This window comes from Streptomyces sp. NRRL B-24484 (genome assembly GCF_000717715.1).
Classification (GTDB): domain Bacteria; phylum Actinomycetota; class Actinomycetes; order Streptomycetales; family Streptomycetaceae; genus Kitasatospora.
Genome location: NZ_JOAI01000003.1, coordinates 156,315 through 172,884, shown reverse-complemented (window position 1 = coordinate 172,884; position 16,570 = coordinate 156,315). Strand labels below are relative to the sequence as shown.

13 protein-coding genes, 1 tRNA gene and 2 pseudogenes are annotated in these 16,570 nt (G+C 73.1%); 9 read left to right on the top strand and 7 right to left on the bottom strand.

The window, feature by feature from the left end:
* Window positions 1-144 precede the first annotated feature (144 nt).
* The 3 genes from IE98_RS44225 to IE98_RS0104140 all read left to right on the top strand — a co-directional run bounded on the left by IE98_RS44225 (window position 145) and on the right by IE98_RS0104140 (window position 3,899).
* The gene (locus tag IE98_RS44225) at window positions 145-2,028 is read left to right on the top strand and encodes a DUF7594 domain-containing protein (RefSeq protein ID WP_159400820.1); all 1,884 of its coding nucleotides are present in this window, start codon (window positions 145-147) and stop codon (window positions 2,026-2,028) included.
* Window positions 2,029-2,219: 191 nt separating this feature from the next.
* Complete coding sequence (locus IE98_RS0104145) at window positions 2,220-3,050, top strand: maleylpyruvate isomerase family mycothiol-dependent enzyme (protein WP_030264211.1); 831 nt, start codon at window positions 2,220-2,222, stop codon at window positions 3,048-3,050.
* A 165-nt stretch (window positions 3,051-3,215) separates the two neighbouring features.
* Window positions 3,216-3,899 carry a hypothetical protein gene (locus tag IE98_RS0104140; protein WP_052390096.1) on the top strand — a complete coding sequence of 228 codons (684 nt, stop codon included), beginning with the start codon at window positions 3,216-3,218 and terminating at the stop codon, window positions 3,897-3,899.
* Between the two features lie 80 nt (window positions 3,900-3,979).
* Here the strand turns inward: IE98_RS0104140 and IE98_RS0104135 are convergent, their stop codons facing one another.
* Window positions 3,980-4,567: a GNAT family N-acetyltransferase gene (locus IE98_RS0104135; RefSeq protein ID WP_030264207.1), complete on the bottom strand. Its 588-nt coding sequence runs from the start codon at window positions 4,565-4,567 to the stop codon at window positions 3,980-3,982.
* Between the two features lie 168 nt (window positions 4,568-4,735).
* Here IE98_RS0104135 and IE98_RS0104130 point away from each other — a divergent pair, with 168 nt between their 5' ends.
* The 5 genes from IE98_RS0104130 to IE98_RS0104110 all read left to right on the top strand — a co-directional run bounded on the left by IE98_RS0104130 (window position 4,736) and on the right by IE98_RS0104110 (window position 8,601).
* Entirely contained in the window at window positions 4,736-5,857 is a 1,122-nt protein-coding gene (locus IE98_RS0104130) for an acyltransferase family protein (RefSeq protein WP_030264204.1), read from the top strand.
* A gap of 116 nt (window positions 5,858-5,973) precedes the next feature.
* On the top strand, window positions 5,974-6,702 hold the full coding sequence (locus IE98_RS0104125) for a class I SAM-dependent methyltransferase (protein WP_043173417.1): 729 nt from the start codon (window positions 5,974-5,976) through the stop codon (window positions 6,700-6,702).
* Between the two features lie 252 nt (window positions 6,703-6,954).
* Window positions 6,955-8,046, top strand: a complete 1,092-nt coding sequence (locus tag IE98_RS0104120) for a vWA domain-containing protein (RefSeq protein ID WP_030264198.1) — start codon at window positions 6,955-6,957, stop codon at window positions 8,044-8,046.
* 75 nt (window positions 8,047-8,121) lie between these two features.
* Window positions 8,122-8,198, top strand: a tRNA-Met gene (locus IE98_RS0104115).
* Window positions 8,199-8,292: 94 nt separating this feature from the next.
* Complete coding sequence (locus tag IE98_RS0104110) at window positions 8,293-8,601, top strand: hypothetical protein (protein WP_030264194.1); 309 nt, start codon at window positions 8,293-8,295, stop codon at window positions 8,599-8,601.
* 110 nt (window positions 8,602-8,711) lie between these two features.
* Here IE98_RS0104110 and IE98_RS50435 read toward each other — a convergent pair.
* From IE98_RS50435 to IE98_RS0104085, 6 genes and pseudogenes are all read right to left on the bottom strand, one after another.
* A pseudogene (locus IE98_RS50435) lies at window positions 8,712-8,831 on the bottom strand (Lsr2 family DNA-binding protein); the annotation flags it as partial.
* Between the two features lie 129 nt (window positions 8,832-8,960).
* Window positions 8,961-9,422: pseudogene (locus tag IE98_RS51840) on the bottom strand (SMI1/KNR4 family protein); the annotation flags it as partial.
* Window positions 9,423-9,572: 150 nt separating this feature from the next.
* Window positions 9,573-10,556, bottom strand: coding sequence for a galactofuranose ABC transporter, permease protein YjfF (gene yjfF, locus IE98_RS0104100; RefSeq protein ID WP_030264180.1), 984 nt, complete (start codon window positions 10,554-10,556; stop codon window positions 9,573-9,575).
* Window positions 10,553-11,599 carry an ABC transporter permease gene (locus tag IE98_RS0104095; RefSeq protein ID WP_052390095.1) on the bottom strand — a complete coding sequence of 349 codons (1,047 nt, stop codon included), beginning with the start codon at window positions 11,597-11,599 and terminating at the stop codon, window positions 10,553-10,555. Before IE98_RS0104095 ends, yjfF begins: the two co-directional genes overlap by 4 nt.
* Window positions 11,596-13,113: a sugar ABC transporter ATP-binding protein gene (locus tag IE98_RS0104090; protein WP_030264176.1), complete on the bottom strand. Its 1,518-nt coding sequence runs from the start codon at window positions 13,111-13,113 to the stop codon at window positions 11,596-11,598. The genes IE98_RS0104095 and IE98_RS0104090 overlap by 4 nt, the downstream gene beginning before the upstream one ends.
* An 87-nt stretch (window positions 13,114-13,200) precedes the next feature.
* Window positions 13,201-14,181: an ABC transporter substrate-binding protein gene (locus IE98_RS0104085; RefSeq protein ID WP_030264173.1), complete on the bottom strand. Its 981-nt coding sequence runs from the start codon at window positions 14,179-14,181 to the stop codon at window positions 13,201-13,203.
* Window positions 14,182-14,962: 781 nt separating this feature from the next.
* Here IE98_RS0104085 and IE98_RS0104080 point away from each other — a divergent pair.
* Window positions 14,963-16,513 (top strand): alpha-L-arabinofuranosidase B, encoded by a 1,551-nt coding sequence (locus tag IE98_RS0104080; protein WP_030264171.1) that lies wholly within the window; start codon window positions 14,963-14,965, stop codon window positions 16,511-16,513.
* Window positions 16,514-16,570: the final 57 nt, after the last annotated feature.

The window sequence follows — 16,570 nt, the reverse complement described above, 5'->3', positions numbered from 1 at the left end:
CGCCGCCACGGCCGGGCGGCGCCGGCCTGCCGCCCGGCCGCCGTGCCCGGACGGTAGGCCGATCGCCGTGCTCCGCATACGTTCTGACACCATGGTGGCCGCCAATCGACGATGCCCCACGGGGCCTCAGAAGGAGTTCTCGGCTTGAGACGAAGACTGGGCATACGCGCTGTCGCGGCCGGTACGGCAGCGGTCGCTCTGGGGCTGGGGGGAGTCCTCGTACCCGCGCCGCCCGCGGCCGCCGATTCCGTCGTCCGGGAGGCGCCGCAGCTCTCCCTGGCGTACACCGACGCGCAGGCGCCGCTGACGGCCCATCCGGTGGCCGCCGGCGAGGACCTCCCGCTGGGTGCCTGGCTCGACGACGCGGGCACCGCGCACACCTCGCGGGTCTACGCGACCTTCGACCTCGCCGGGTTCGCCGCCGCGCACGTGCTCAAGGCGACGCTCTCCTTCGGCGAGTCCCGGGCCGAGGCCTGCGCACAGCGCGCGATCGAGGTCTGGCGGACGGGCCCGCGGACGGACGGCATCACCTGGCGCAACGCCCCGGCCGAGAAGCAGCTGCTGGGCACCGTCGGCGGCAGCCAGACCTGCCCGGCCCCGTTCCTGCAGATCGACCTGACCGCCGCCGCCGCGGACGCCGCGGCGGCGAAGCGCCCCACCCTGTCGATCGAACTGCGGGTACCCGCGACGGACGAGGCGAACACCTCGCTGGGCCGCCGGCTCAGCGGCTCGCGCGGGATCCGGCTGTACCCCACGTACAACACGCCGCCCGGCACGCCCACCGAGCTCTTCAACGAGTACCAGCCCTGCGCCACCGAGAAGCCGTACCCGTACGTGGGGAGCACGACCCCGGCGCTCGGGGCCGTGCTGCACGACGCGGACGCCGGCGACACCACGCTCACCGGGCACTTCGCCGTCTGGCCGGTCGGACACCGGGAACAGCGGACGGAGTTCACCCAGGGCTCCATGGGCAACGGCTTCGAGGGCAACGGGCACGTGCCGGCCGGGCTGCTCGCCGACGGTGGCACGTACGCCTGGCAGGTCCGGGGCGGCGACGGCACCGACACCTCCGCGTGGACGCGGCCCTGCTACTTCCACGTCGACGCCACCCGTCCGGCCGCCGCTCCGGTGGTGACGTCGCCGAACTACCCCGCCGGCCAGCTGACGCCCGGGGGTTCGCCGGCGCAGTTCACCTTCACGGCGAACGGTGTGGCGGACGTGGCGGCCTACCAGTACACCTGGGCCCCCGACCTCGGTGTCGGTCCCGTCTGGAGCACCGGTGACCACGGGGTGCCGCAGTGGCACGACCCGTTCTCCGGCCCGGGCTACGTCCGTGCGGACACCCTCGGCGGGTCGGCCTCGGTCAGCCTCTTCCCGCCGGACTCCGGTCCGCAGACGCTGTCGGTCCGCACCTTCGACCGGGCGTTCAACGCGTCGGCCGTCACGACCTACCGGGTCTTCGTCGGTGACACCTCGCCCGTGGTGACGCCCGACCCGCCCAACGCGCGCCTCGGGGCGCCGCTGACCCTGCACCTGGCGCCGAACCCGAACGCCGGGTCGGTCGACAGCTACACCGTGCGGGTCGGCTACGCCGAGCCGCGGACGCTGCCGGCCGCCGCGGACGGCACCGCGTCGATGGCGGTCGAGCTGACCGGACCCACCCAGATCGAGGTGCGCAGCCACAGCACGAGCGGCTGGGTGAGCTCCGCGTACCGCCGCTTCGCCACGGTGGACACCTCGCCGACGATCACCTCGGACGTGTACCCCGAGGACACCGGCACCCCCGTCGACGCCGGCGGGGTCGGCGTCACCGGGACGTTCACCTTCGCCCCGACCGTGCCGGACGTGGCCTCCTACACCTACTCCTTCGACTGGGGCCCGGAGACCACGGTGACCCCCGGCGCCGACGGCACGGCCCGGGTGGAGTGGACTCCCGACACCGGCGGGCAGCACCTGGTGTACGCCTACCAGACCACGGCCGACGGCACGGTGTACGACGCCTACTACTACGCCTTCGACGTGAGCTAGCCGTCCGACGGACCGTCACCCGCGCCGCCCTGGCGGCGCGGGTGACCTCGGACACAGATCGAATGGGTGCCTCAATGGTTGACCTCGTGAACCATTGAGTCTACGGTCGAGTCGTCGGCGCACGGGGCCCCGCATCCGCGGAGGCCCGCGACCACCGGGAGCGCCGATCCGTCCAGAGAGGCACCACCACCATGACGACCTCCGGCCTCCGGATCCCCACCCCGATCGACCACCGTGCGGCCGTCGGTGCGGAGGCGGCCCGCTTCGCGGCGGTCGTCGAGGGCGCCGACTTCGCCACCCCGGTGCCGAGTTGCCCCGGCTGGACGCTGGCCGACCTGGTCCGCCACGCGGGCAGCGTGCACCGCTGGTTCGCGGTGCTGCTGCACGGACGCATCCAGGAGCCGCCGCGCAGCCGCGACGTCGACCTGCAGCTGCCGGCCGGTGGCGACGCCTGGGCCGAGTGGCTGACCGGGAGCGCGGCGGTGGCCGCGGACGCCTTCCGGGCCACCGGCCCGGACACCCCGATGTGGGCGTGGGGCGCCGACCAGCACGCCCGGTTCTGGGCGCGCCGGATGCTGTTCGAGACCCTGCTGCACCGGGTCGACGCGGAACTGGCCCTCGGCGTGCGGCCGGAGATCGACCGCGCGCTCGCCGTCGACGGCGTGGACGAGTTCCTGACCAACCTCCCCTTCGCCGGCCTCTTCGCCCCCAAGGTGGCCGACCTCCGCGCGGACGGGCGCACGATCCGGTTCCGTCCGACCGACGGGGACGGCGACTGGCTGGTCCGCCTGCGGCCGGACGGCTTCGGGCTCGACCCCGCGAACGACGGATCCGGCGCCCCCGGATCCGCCGCCCCCGGATCCGCCGACGACGGTTCCGTCACCGCGGACGCGACCGTCCACGGCACCGCGGCCGACCTGCTGCTCCTCGTGTACGGCCGCCTCACCCTCGACGCGGACACCCTCGCGCACGAGGGCGACGCCGACCTGCTGGCGCACTGGTTCGCCAACTCCGCGTTCTGACCCGCCGGCCGGCGGGGGAGGGGGCGCACGGCCCGGTGGGACGGCTCGAACCGGCGGGCCGCACGGATGGCGGGAAATCGACCTGTGCGCCGCCCGGTTTCGAGGTAGGCGGGCGCGGGAAAATCGGGAGGTACTGAGCATTTCGGGTGGCTGAGGGGGCATCTCATGACCGACCCCGACTCCGGATTCGACCCCCAGGACCAGGACCCGCAGACGGTGCAGCGCCTTCGCTTCGGCGTCGGCATCATCGGGTTCCTCCTGCCGATCGTCCTCCCGATCGGAAACATCGTCACATCGGCGCGACTCACCCTGCTCGCCTCGATGAGCGCGTCCTACTACACGCACATGCGCAACGTCTTCGTCGGCAGTCTGTGCGCCATCGGCGTCTTCCTGATCTGCTACCGCCACGACCGACGCGAGGACCGGCTGAGCTCACTGGCCGGGGTGTTCGCGATCCTGGTGGCCATGTTCCCGACCCTGCCGCCGACGTCCGTCACCCCGCACCCCAGCCAGGTGCAGACGACCGTCGGCATCCTCCACCTCTGCTTCGCCGCAGGGCTGTTCGGCCTGCTCGCGTTCTTCTGCCTCCGGCTGTTCGTCGACAGCCGGGGCCGGCCGGGACACCGGATCCACAACGCCGTCTACCTGGTGTGCGGTTGGGTCGTCGTCGGGTGCACGGTGATGATCGCGGCGGCCGGTGCGCTGCACTTCGCGTGGGACCTCCCGCTCACCCTGACGTACGTCGGCGAGGCGGTGTCGGTGTTCGCGTTCGGTGTCGCGTGGCTCGTCAAGAGCAGGGCGCTCGTCGCACTCGCGACCACGCCCGCGCCGGGGCCCGCCCCGGCCTGATCCGGACAACCCCGGGCGCGCACGGCGCGTCCCGTTGCCCCGCGCCCCCGGGACGTGTTCCCGGCGGCGCGGAGCCGCGTTCAGAGCAGGCCGCCGCCGAGGCCGTCCCGCCACTCCGTGGCCAGCACGGCGTAGACCAGGGTGTCGCGCCAGGAGCCGTCCGAGCGCCGGGCGTGCCGGCGCAGCGGGCCCTCGCGGACGGCGCCGAGTGCGGACAGCGTCAGCTGCGTCCGCACGTCGAGGTGGTCGACCTGCCACTGGACGCGGCCGAAGCCCAGGTCCTCGAAGGCGTGGCGGAGCAGCAGGAAGTGCGTCTCCGCGGTCATCGGGGTCTCCCAGGTGTTCCGGGCGGCCCAGTGCCAGCCGATGTCCAGGCGCTCGTCGACGACCGCGATGTCGGTGTACGCCACCCACCCGGCGGCCCGGGTGGAGCCGGCCGGGACGATCGCGAACATCACCGCGTTCCCCGCCGACTGCTGGGCGAGCCGCTGCTCCACCAGCATGTGCATCTCGCCGAGCGTGTAGGGCGTGACCACCGGCAGCCACTGCCACAGGCCGTCGTCGCGGCTGCCCGCGAGGTGCAGGTCGGGTACGTGCGCCGTGGTCAGCGGCTCCAGCCGGACGTACCGGCCGTGCAGGACGACGGGCGCGAGGGGCCGAGGTGCCATGCGGAGCAGGCTAACCCCGCCCGGCGATTCCCGACAGGGGGTGCCGGACGCCGGCCCGTCCCGGCGCCGCGGGCCCGGCCCGTCCGCGGGACCCCGCCGGTCGGCGGGTCGCACCGTCCCCCGGCCGCCCGATGCACCGCCGCGGCCCGCCCCGGCAGAGTGGACGGCATGTCAGGAACCGTCGCGACCGCCGCCGGGCACACCGGCAGGCCGCCCGGATCGCGCCGCGGCCGCCTGGTCGGACTGGACCTCGCCCGGGGCCTCGCCGTGTTCGGCATGTTCGCCGCCCACCTCGGGCCCGACCCGGAGGTGGGTGGCCCGGTCGGTGCCGTCATGGGCCTCGCCCACGGACGGGCCTCCGCGCTCTTCGCGGTGCTCGCCGGCTGCTCGCTGGTGCTGCTCGCCGGACGCCGCCCCGCCACCCGGCAGGACGCCCGCCGGACGGCCGCCGGGATCGCCCTGCGCGCCGTCCTGCTGATCGCCCTCGGCACCGCCCTGGACACGCTGGACCCGCCGATCAGCCTGATCCTCGCCGCCTACGGTGCGTACTTCCTGCTCGCCCTGCCGCTGCTCCGCCTGCCCGCCGGCGCCCTGGCCGGCCTCGCCGCCGCCTGGGCGCTGCTCGCCCCCCAGCTCTCGTACGCACTGCGCACGGCCGGGGCGGCCGACCTCCTGCCGCCGCGCCTCGCCGAACCGCTGCTGACCGGCGCCTACCCGGCGGCGACCTGGATGCCCTTCGTACTCGCGGGGATGGCCCTGGCCCGCCTCGACCCGTCCGGGCCGGCCGCCCGGCGGCGGGCCGCGGCCGTCGGGGCCGGCCTCCTCGCGCTCGGGTACGGGGGATCCCGGCTGGCCCTGCGGCAGTCGGGTGCCGAGGTGCCGGCCGAGGGGTCCGGCGTCGTCGACCTGGGCGACCCGGCCGGGCTGCTGGGCGCGGCACCGCACACCGGGACGAGCTTCGAGGTGCCGGGCGCCCTGGGGTTCGCGCTGCTGGTCGTCGCCGGGTGCCTGGAGCTGGCCGCCCGCCGGGCCGGGACGGCGGGCGTCGGGGCGGCCGCGGTCGACGCGGTGGCGGCGGTGGGGCGGCTCTCGCTGACCGCGTACACGGCGCACGTCCTGCTGGTCGTGCTGCTCGGGATCGAGCTCGATCCCGGCCCGCCGCTGCCGCTGTTCGCCCTGTTCACCGCCGGGACGCTGGTGGCGGCCGGGCTGTGGACGGCACGGTTCGCCCGCGGACCCCTGGAGGCGGCGATGCACCGGGCGACCGCGGTGGCCCGCCTGGTGCCCTAGCCGGGGCTCCGACGCCAACCGCTCCGGTGACGGAACACGCGGCCCGCAGCCGTCGGCGCGTGCTCGGACTGCCGCCGCGCGGATGCTGCCGACCGGACATGGGTACGTACACCGGCATGTCCGCCGCTGCCCTGTCCTTCGGTTCCGCTGCCCACCGCTACGACTCGATCCGGCCCGCCTACCCGGTGCGGGCGGTCGCCCGGGCCGTCGGCGCCACACCGATGCGCGTCCTGGATCTGGGGGCGGGCACGGGGCTGCTGGCCGGTGCGTTGCGCGCCGCCGGCCACGAGGTGGTCGCGGTCGAGCCCGACGAGCGGATGCGCGCCGTGGCCGCCGAACGCCACCCGGGCATGCGGGTGCTCGCCGGCAGCGCCGAGGACATCCCACTGCCGGACGGGTCCGTCGACGCCGTCGTGGTCGGGCAGGCCTACCACTGGTTCACCCCGCAGGACGCGCTGCCGCAGATCCACCGGGTGCTGCGCGAGGGCGGCGCCTTCGCCGCGCTGTGGAACATCCGTGACGACCGGACCCCGTGGGTGGCCGCGCTCTCCGGCATCGCCGGCAGCGAGGGGTACGGCCTGGAGAGCGCCTGGCAGTACGGGCCGGTGACGCCCTGGTTCACCGAACCCGAACGCGGCCTGATCGAGCACACCGTGACCGTCCCGACGGACCGGCTGATCGACCTGGTCCGGTCCCGCTCCTCCTACCTGACCGCCGACGCCGCCGAGCAGGCCCGCCTGGACCGGGAGATCGGCGAGTTGGCCGCCACCGACCCGGCCCTGGCCGGCCGCGACACCGTCGAGATGCCCTACCGGACCTGCGTCTACCGGATGCGGCGCGCCTGATTCCCGGCCGGAACCCGCGGTCCCGGGCCGCTGCGGCCCGCTCGGGAACGGCCGGGAAATCCCCGACCGGTATTCCGCGGGAGCGGCGTCCCCTCGGATGTGTGTCGGTGCACGATGTGTTCTGGAAGGCTGTCACGGGAGCAGTATGACCGCAGGTCAGGCAGGGATGTCAGTGCTCCGCCGTAGTGTGGAACCAACGTCGGAGGGGGCGCCGGAAAAGGCGTCGGAAGAGCGTTGGAAATGGGTGGAGACATGTCGGCGAACAGGATCAAGCACAAGGTCAACCACGTCTCGCTCGTGGTGGACAAGTCCGGTTCGATGCGCCAGCACGAGGCGCAGCTCGTCCGCGTCGTCGACGAGTTCGTGAAGGGCCTCCAGGAGGAGTCCGACCGGCTCGGCCACGAGACCCGCATCAGCCTCTACGCCTTCGACCACGAGGTGCAGAACCTCGTCTGGGACATGGACGTCAAGCACCTGCCGTCGCTGCGGGGCCTCTACGCGGTCGACCGGGGCGCGACGGCGCTCATCGAGGCGGCCGTGAAGTCGATCGACGACCTGAAGAACATCTGGGAGGGGTACGGCGAGCACTCCTTCCTCCAGGTCGTCGTCACCGACGGCGAGGAGAACGCCTCCGGCTGGTCGGAGACCGGCCGGATGCACACCCGCGTCGGCGGCAACGCCGGCGCCGCCACGCTGCGCAGCTGGATGGGCCGGATCAAGGGCGCGATGGACGACCTGCCCGACCACTGGACGTCGGCGATCCTCGTCCCGAACTCGCTGGCCAAGCGCACCGCCCAGGAGTACGGCTTCCCCGCGGGCAACATCGCGATCTGGGACGCGGACTCCAGCAAGGGCGTCGAGGAGGCCATCGACACCGTCAAGTCCGCCGCCACCAGCTTCCTCCGCGGCCGCGAGCAGGGCGTGCGCGGCACCAGGAACCTGTTCGCCATGGGCCAGGACCTGAGCACCGACGAGGTCAAGGCCAGCCTCGACGCCCTCGACACCGGCAAGTACCTCCTCGTCCCGGTCGACCAGCAGCTGGCGATCCGCGACTTCGTGACCAGCGCCGGGCACGCGTACCGGACCGGCTGCGCCTTCTACGAGCTGTCCAAGCGCGAGAAGATCCAGGGCGGCAAGCAGCTCGCCGTGGCGGAGAAGGACCCGGCCACCGGCCGGATGACGGGCCGGGTGTTCTCGGGCCCGGCGGCCCGCCAGCTGCTCGGCCTGCCGAACGCGGAGGCCACGGTCAAGCCCGGCGAGAACCCGTCGTACACCGTGTTCGTCCAGTCGACCTCCGTCAACCGGAAGTTGGTGCCCGGCACCAAGCTGCTCGTGATGCTGTAGCCGACGCCTCCGCGCCGCGCGTCGGTAACCGATTTCCCTCCTGCGGTCCCGATGACGTAGAGTCTGGATCACCGACGCGGGGTGGAGCAGCTCGGTAGCTCGCTGGGCTCATAACCCAGAGGTCGCAGGTTCAAATCCTGTCCCCGCTACCAATGCCATCAGGGCCCGGCACCTTCGAGGTGCCGGGCCCTGATGCGTTCGGGGCGCCATGTCCGGAGCACCTCCGGAGGATCCGCGCTCCGGCAATTGCAGCGCCTCCGCCACGACCTCGCCCAGTCCGGCCGCACGACCGGCGACGACGGCGGGGAGATCCGGCTCACACCTGCCGCCAGGCGACTCGCCGACTGCTACCAGCGGCTCCTGGAGCTGGTGGAACGGTGCGGGCGGTCGGTGGAGGTCGGCGACTGGGTGATCCTCGCGGACGAGGCCGGCGACCTGTCCGTCACGGCGGACGAGGTGGCCTCCGCGGCCGAGGCGCTGACCCGCGACGAGGTGCCGACGCCGCCGGTCGACGTCCTCGCCATGGTCGAGCGGCTGTCCCGGCCCCCGGACTGACCCCCGGACTGACCCCCGGGCGGCCCACCCGGCCCGGTCCGCCCGGGGCCGGGTGGATCCTGATCCGCCGTCACGTCGTCACGGCGGACCGGTCCGTCGCCACAGTGCCCTCAGTCGTCGGCGCGGGCCGCCTCCCAGGCCTCGCGGACGGCGGCGGGGATCCGGCCGCGCAGGTTCACCGCCCAGCCGTTCGCCGCGGCCCAGGCCCGGACCGCCTCGTCCTGCGGCCCCTGCCCGCCCGGGACGGAGGGGCCGATGACCGCGGTCGGGATTCCTTCGAGATCGTTCGCGGCCCGGTGGAGGTAGGCGTACAGCGACGGGTAGCGGCCCGTCCCCGGGAACTCCGCCTCGCTCCAGTCGCCCACCGCACCGGTGCGGGTGTCGAGGAAGCGCCCGTAGAACCCGTCGCGGTCGGCGGCGATCGGCACCCACCACGGCTGCCAGTGGACCTCCTCGTCCTCCGGCGGCACGGACTCCTGGAAGGCCGTCCTGGAGCCGTGGACCCGCTCGATGTCCGTGAGCTCCAGCAGCAGCCCGCCGTCCGACAGGATCCCGTCGTGTCCGAACGCAACGCAGGCGTTCCGGCCGGTGTCCGTCCGGTACCGGCCGAGGCGGCTCGCCTCCAGCCAGGCCCGCAGGTCCGGCGGGAAGGTCACCCCCATGCGCCGCTCCGCCGCGTCGACGGCCGCCGGGTCCCCCGGACCGTCGAGCGCGGCGAAGGCCCCGTGCGCATGCCGCTCGGTCCAGCGGAGGATCCGGGCCCACTCTCTCAGCACGTCCTCCGGCGCCGGCCCGCCCCCGACCGCCTCGTCCCCGTCCATGCCGCCCCCTCCTGTCGTTCCGGTCATGACGACGGATCATGCCAGCCGCCACCGACCGCCACCGACCGCCACCGCACCCCGGGGCGGCACGGTCCCGGCCCGAACGGTCCGGCCACCGGCCGCGGGCGGGCGCGGGCGGGCGACGGCGCTTCAGCCGTCGCGGCGGCGGGCGGGCGCGGTGACGAGGCGCTGGAGGACGATGAAGACGAACAGCAGAGCGCCGATGACGATCCGCGTCCACCAGGAGCTGAGCGTGCCCTGGAAGCTGATGACCGTCTGGATGAGCCCCAGGACGGCGACGCCGAGGACGGTGCCGATCAGGTAGCCGGAGCCGCCGGTGAGGAGGGTGCCGCCGATGACGACCGCGGCGATGGCGTCCAGCTCCAGGCCGACGGCGTGCAGGCCGTAGCCGGAGAGCATGTAGAACGTCAGCAGGACGCCGCCGAGGGCGGAGCAGAGCCCGCTCACCGCGTAGACGGTGATCCTGGTGCGGGCCACCGGCAGGCCCATCAGCAGCGCGGACTGCTCGCTGCCGCCCAGCGCGTACACGTTGCGGCCGAACCGGGTGTGGTGCAGGACCACGAAGGCCACCGCGGCGACCAGCACGGCGATGACGGCGCCGGGGGAGAGGAACGTGCCGCCGGGCAGCGGGATGCGGGTCTGCGCCATCGCGGTGTACGACGGGTCGGTGATGGAGATCGACTCGACGCTGATGGTGTAGCAGAGGCCGCGGGCGAGGAACATGCCGGCGAGCGTCACGATGAACGGCTGGATCTCGAAGGTGTGGACGACCCAGCCCATGGCCCAGCCCAGCCCCGTGCCGAGGAGGAGCACCAGCGGGACGACGACGAGGATCGGCCAGTGGTGCTGCTCCACCAGCCAGGCCGAGACCATCGTGGAGAGGGCGACGACCGCGCCGACCGACAGGTCGATGCCGCCGGTGAGGATCACGAAGGTCATGCCGACGGCGACGACCAGCAGGAAGGCGTTGTCGATCAGCAGGTTCAGCAGCACCTGGCCGGAGAAGAAGCCCTCGTACTGCACCGAGCCGACGCCGAACATCGCGACGAGCAGGACGGTGGTGACCAGCAGCGGGACGTGGCCGCGCAGGCGGGCGGCGGGGGTGGTGGTCATGCGCCGACCTCCAGGTTGGCCGGGGCCGCGGGCTCGGGCCGACGGCCGCCGTGGGTGCCGGTGCGGCGGCGGGCGAGCTTGGCGCGGAACTGCGGTGATTGGATCAGGCAGACGGTGATGACGACTGCGGCCTTGAAGACCAGGGTGGTCTCGGGCGGTATGCCGATGGTGTAGACGGTGGTGGACAGGGTCTGGATGACCAGGGCGCCGAGGACGGTGCCGCCGATCGAGAAGCGTCCGCCGTTGAGCGAGGTGCCGCCGATGACGACGGCCAGGACGGCGTCGAGTTCGATCCACAGGCCGGCGTTGTTGCCGTCGGCGGCCGAGACGTTGGAGCTGATCATCAGTCCGGCGACGGCCGCGCAGACGGCGCTGGCGACGTAGACCAGCGTGGTCAGCCGGTGGGCGCGGATGCCGACCAGCCGGCTGGCGACGGGGTTGCCGCCGACCGACTCCAGCAGCAGGCCGAGGGCGGTGGAACGGGTGAGCAGCACGGTCAGCGTGACGACGGCCGCCGCGAGCAGCACCGAGAACGGGACGGTGAGCCAGTAGCCGCCGCCGATCAGCCGGTAGGGGTCGCTGGTGACGGTGATGATCTGGCCGTCGGTGATCAGCTGGGCGACGCCCCGACCGGCGACCATGAGGATGAGCGTGGCGACGATCGGCTGTACACCGATGCGGGAGACCAGCAGGCCGTTCACCGTGCCGAGGACGAGTGCGACCAGCAGGGCCAGCGCCACGGCGACGAGGGCGGTGGAGACACTGCCCGGGTCGGCGGCCTCGCTGATGTGCAGGCAGGCCAGGGCCCCGGCGATGGCGACCGTGGAGCCGACCGACAGGTCGATCCCGCCGGTGGCGATGACCAGGGTCATGCCCAGGGAGACGAGGACCAGCGGCGCGCCGAAGTGCAGGATGTCGATCAGACTGCCGTAGAGGTGCCCCTCCTTGGTGTGGACGGCGAAGAAGTCCGGGGTGAACAGCAGGTTGGCCAGCAGCATGGCGACGAGCACCGCCGCCGGCCAGAAGAGCCGGTGTCTCGTCATCGCCGGGCTCCGCTCGCGATGGTCTCCATGAGGTGCTCCGGGGTGAGCGATCCGTCGTTGGTCAGCCGGGCGACCATGCGGTGGTCGCGCAGCACGCCGACCTGGTGGCTGAGGCGCAGGACCTCCTCCAGTTCGGCGGAGATGAACAGCACGGCCATGCCCTTCTCGGCGAGATCGGCGACCAGCTTCTGGATCTCGGCCTTCGCACCGACGTCGATGCCGCGGGTCGGCTCGTCGAGGATCAGCAGCTTGGGGTCGGTGATCAGCCAGCGGGCGAGCAGCACCTTCTGCTGGTTGCCGCCGGAGAGGTTGCGCACCAGCGCCTCGGGGTCGCCGGGGCGGATGTTCAGCGCCCGGATCCAGCGCAGCGCACAGTCGTCCTGCGCGGTGCGCGACAGCGGACGCAGCCAGCCGCGGGCCGCCTGCAGGGCGAGCACGATGTTCTCGCGGACGGTCAGCTCGGCGACCAGGCCCTCGGCCTTGCGGTCCTCCGAGCAGAAGGCGATGCCGTGGCCGATGGCCGCCTGCGGGCTGCGCAGCGCGGAGGTGCGGCCGTCGATGCGGACGGTGCCGCTGTCGGCGTGGTCGGCGCCGAACAGCAGCCGGGCCGCCTCGGTGCGCCCGGAGCCGAGCAGCCCCGCCAGGCCGACGACCTCGCCGGGCCGCACGGTCAGGTCGTACGGCTCGATCGCGCCGCGCCGGCCGAGCTTCTCGGCGACCAGGAACGGGGCGCTGCGCCCCGCTCCGGCCTCGCGGCGGCCGACGGCCGACAGGCCCTCCAGGCCCGCGAGTTCGGCACCGATCATGCGGGAGACCAGCTGGACCTGGCTGAGCTCCCGGGTGAGGTACTCACCCTCCAGCCGGCCGTTGCGCAGGATCGTCATCCGGTCGCAGATCTCGTAGACCTGGTCGAGGAAGTGCGAGACGAACAGGATCGCCACCCCGCGCTCGCGCAGCCTGCGCATGACGGCGAACAACTGGGCGACCTCCTCGCGGTCGAGGCTGGAGGTCGGCTCGTCCAGGACGAGCACCTTGGCCTCGACGTCCACCGCCCGGGCGATCGCCACCAGCTGCTGGACGGCGATGGAGAAGCTGTCCAGGCGGGCGGTGACGTCGATGTCCAGGTCGAGTGCGGCGACCGAGGCCGCGGCGCGGCGGCGCAGTTCGGACCAGTGGATCAGGCCGCGGCGGCGCGGCTCACGGCCGATGAAGAGGTTCTCCGCGACCGACAGGTTCGGGCAGAGGTTGACCTCCTGGTAGACCGTCGAGATGCCGGCCTGCTGCGCCTGCAGCGGACCGGTGATCCGCAGCGGCCGCCCGGCCAGGGTGACCTCGCCGGCGTCCGCCGGGTGGACGCCGGTGAGGACCTTGATGAGGGTGGACTTGCCCGCGCCGTTCTCGCCCATCAGCGCGTGCACCTCGCCCGGGAAGAGCCGGAAGTCGACGCCGTCGAGTGCCAGCACGCCGGGGAACTCCTTGCGGAGTCCGCGTACTTCCAGGACCGGTTGCTGCATCGGTCCTCCTTTCGTGGTCGGTCGGGGCGGCGGGCCGGCCGCCCGTCGGCGGTCCGACGGGCGGGGGCGGCCCGGTCCTCCGGCCGGTCAGTACTGACGGGTCGGCAGTGCGGCGGTGGCCTGCTCGGGGGTGAAGGTGCCCTCGACGGTCTTGATCCGGCGCTCGACGCTCTCGCTGTTCTTGACCTTCTTGGCGAGTTCCATCAGCTGGTCGCCGAGGAGCGGGTTGCACTCCACATCGAAGTTGATCTTGCCCTGGGACATGGCGGTGAAGGCGTCCTTCACGCCGTCGACGGAGACGATCCTGATGTCGGTGCCGGGCTTCTTGCCGGCCTCCTCGATCGCCTGGATCGCGCCGAGCGCCATGTCGTCGTTGTGGGCGTACAGGACGTCGATCTTCGGCTGGGCCTTCAGGAAGGCCTGCATGACCTCCTTGCCCTTGGCGCGGGTGAAGTCGCCGGTCTGCGAGGCGACCACCTTGAACTTCGGGTCGCCCTTGATCACGTCGGCGAAGCCGGACTTGCGGTCGTTGGCGGGGGCGGAGCCGGTGGTGCCCTCCAGCTGGACGATGTTCACCTCGCCCGGCTTGCCCTGGTACTCCTTGACCAGCCAGTCGCCGGCCTTCTTGCCCTCCTCGACGAAGTCCGAGCCGAGGAAGGTGGCGTAGAGCGAGGTGTCCTCGGAGTCGATCGCGCGGTCGGTGAGGATCACCGGGATGTGCGCGTTCTTGGCCTCCTTCAGGACGGTGTCCCAGCCGGACTCGACCACCGGCGAGAAGGCGATCACGTCGACCTTCTGCTGGATGAACGAGCGGATCGCCTTGATCTGGTTCTCCTGCTTCTGCTGGGCGTCGGAGAACTTGAGGGTGATGCCGGCCTTCTTCGCCGCCTCCTGGACGGACTTGGTGTTCGCGGTCCGCCACCCGCTCTCGGCGCCGACCTGGGCGAAGCCGAGGACGAGCTTGCCGCCCGGCTTCGCGCCGTCCGACGAACCGCCGGCCGAGGAGCAGGCGGACAGACCGGCGATCATGACGCCGGCGAGGACGGCGGCAGCGGCTCTCTTGGACATCTGGGTCTTCCTCTCGATGGTCCCTCACGGCCGGGCCGCCGAGCGGGCGGCGCGCTCCGGAGGGGACGGGTGCACGGGTCGGCCGGCGGATCGGCCGTCTTGAAGATCGAATGAACCGTCAGGTGCGCTGCAGAGCCCACGGGTTGACGGGCGGACGCCGTCCCGGAGTGGGTGGGACCGGGGGCGCCGGCCCCTGTGCCCGATGATTGTTAGCGCTCACATATGGGCGGTGCAAGAGCGGTGCACTGCTTTATCGAATCTTGACCGCCGCGGCTCCTGCCCGTCCGCGGGCCGCCGGAGGCCCCCTCCCGCCCCTCCGTCCGCCTCTTCCCGCCCCCTCGGCCCGGCCCGTCGCCGTGGAGTCCGGCTCCGCCGCTGCACGCCGGTCCCGCGCCCGTGTCGGCGAGGACGGCGCCAACTTCGCTCGGCGCTAAGCTCGGTGGGGGATCCGTCACGCGTCCCACCCGGCCCGACCGGCGACGATGCCGCTCCGGCCGGCCCGTCCCGTCCTGCCCGCGGCGCCCGGCCGGCGGGCGGGTTGCGGATCGGGCGCCGCCGGACGTCTTGACGCGGTCACACGGAGTGCCCATAGTGATGCCCGGCCGCCACTGAGCCGAACTCTCAATTGCCCCAGTCCGCTTGGATGTCGGCCGGGTGAAATTGTTAGCGTTAACAGGTCGAGAGGGGTCCTCGCCGGGCCTTCGGGGCCGACCGTTCCGGCCGGCCCCGCACGGCCGCTCCCCGGGTCACCCGACCTCCACCACCAGCAAAGGAGCCCCCCTTGGCCGCTCGAACATGGCTGCGCCGTGCGCGGCGCACCCTGCTCGCCTCCGGAACCACCGCCGTCCTCGCCGCCGCTCTCCTCGCCGGCACGGAGGCGACCTCGCAGGCCGCCACCCAGGGGCCCTGCGACATCTACGCCGCGGGCGGCACGCCCTGCGTGGCCGCGCACAGCACCACCCGTGCCCTGTACGGCGGCTACAACGGCGCGCTGTACCAGGTCAGGCGCGGCTCGGACGGCGCGACCCGCGACATCGGCCCGCTGAGCACGGGCGGCTACGCCGACGCCGCCGCCCAGGACGCGTTCTGCGCCGGCACGACCTGCCTCATCACGGTGGTCTACGACCAGTCCGGCCGGGGCAACGCCCTCACCCAGGCACCCGGAGGCGGCGCCGCCGGCGGCCCCGACGACCTCGCGCCGGCCACGGCCGCACCCGCCAGGGCCGGCGGGCACCCGGTCTACGGCGTCTACGTGGCCGCCGGCACGGGCTACCGCAACAACCACACCTCCGGCATCGCCACCGGCGACCAGCCCGAGGGCATGTACGCGATCTTCGACGGAACGCACTTCGGCGGCGGCTGCTGCTTCGACTACGGCAACGCCGAGACCAACAACCTGGACACCGGCAACGGCCACATGGAGGCCATCTACTTCGGCGACAGCAGGATCTGGGGCACCGGGGCCGGGAACGGACCCTGGGTGATGGCCGACCTCGAGAACGGCCTGTTCTCCGGCGCCGCCGTCGGCAACAACGCCAACGACCCGAGCGTCAGCCACCGCTTCCTCACCGCGCTCGTCAAGGGCGGGCCGAACCAGTGGGCGATCCGCGCCGGCAACGCCCAGTCGGGCGGCCTGTCGACCTACTACAGCGGCCCCCGCCCCAACGCCTCGGGCTACAACCCGATGCACAAGGAGGGCGCGATCATCCTCGGCATCGGCGGCGACAACAGCAAGTCGTCGAGCGGCACCTTCTACGAGGGCGTCATGACCTCCGGCTATCCGTCGGACGCCACCGAGAACGCCGTGCAGGCCAACATCAACGCCGTCGGCTACCAGACCGCCCCCGTCACGTCGAGCTCGCTCACCCCCGGCTCCCGCGTCTCGCTCCGCGCGACGACCGCCTGCTGCACCGCGGACTCGCTGCGCCGCAACACCGACGGCACGGTGGGCATCTCGCCGATCGGCGCCACCAGTCCGGCGGCCGACCGCGCCGCCGCCACCTGGACCGTCCGCGCCGGGCTGGCCGACAGCACCTGCCTGTCCTTCGAGTCCGCCGGCACCCCCGGCCAGTACCTGCGCCACTCCGGCTTCCAGCTCCACACGGCGGCCGGCAACGGCACCGCCCTCTTCGCGCAGGACGCCACCTTCTGCCCCCGGGCGGGCCACAGCGGGCAGGGACTCTCCTTCCAGTCGGTCAACTACCCGAACAAGTTCCTGCGCCACTACGCCTACACCGGCTACCTCGCCGGCGACGGCGGCAGCAACACCTGGGACAACGCCAGCAGCTGGAGCGAGGACACCAGTTGGCTGGTCACCCAGCCCTGGTCCTGACCCCGCCGCCACCCGGACGTCCCGGCGCCCACCGCACCCACCGAGGGCACGGTGGGC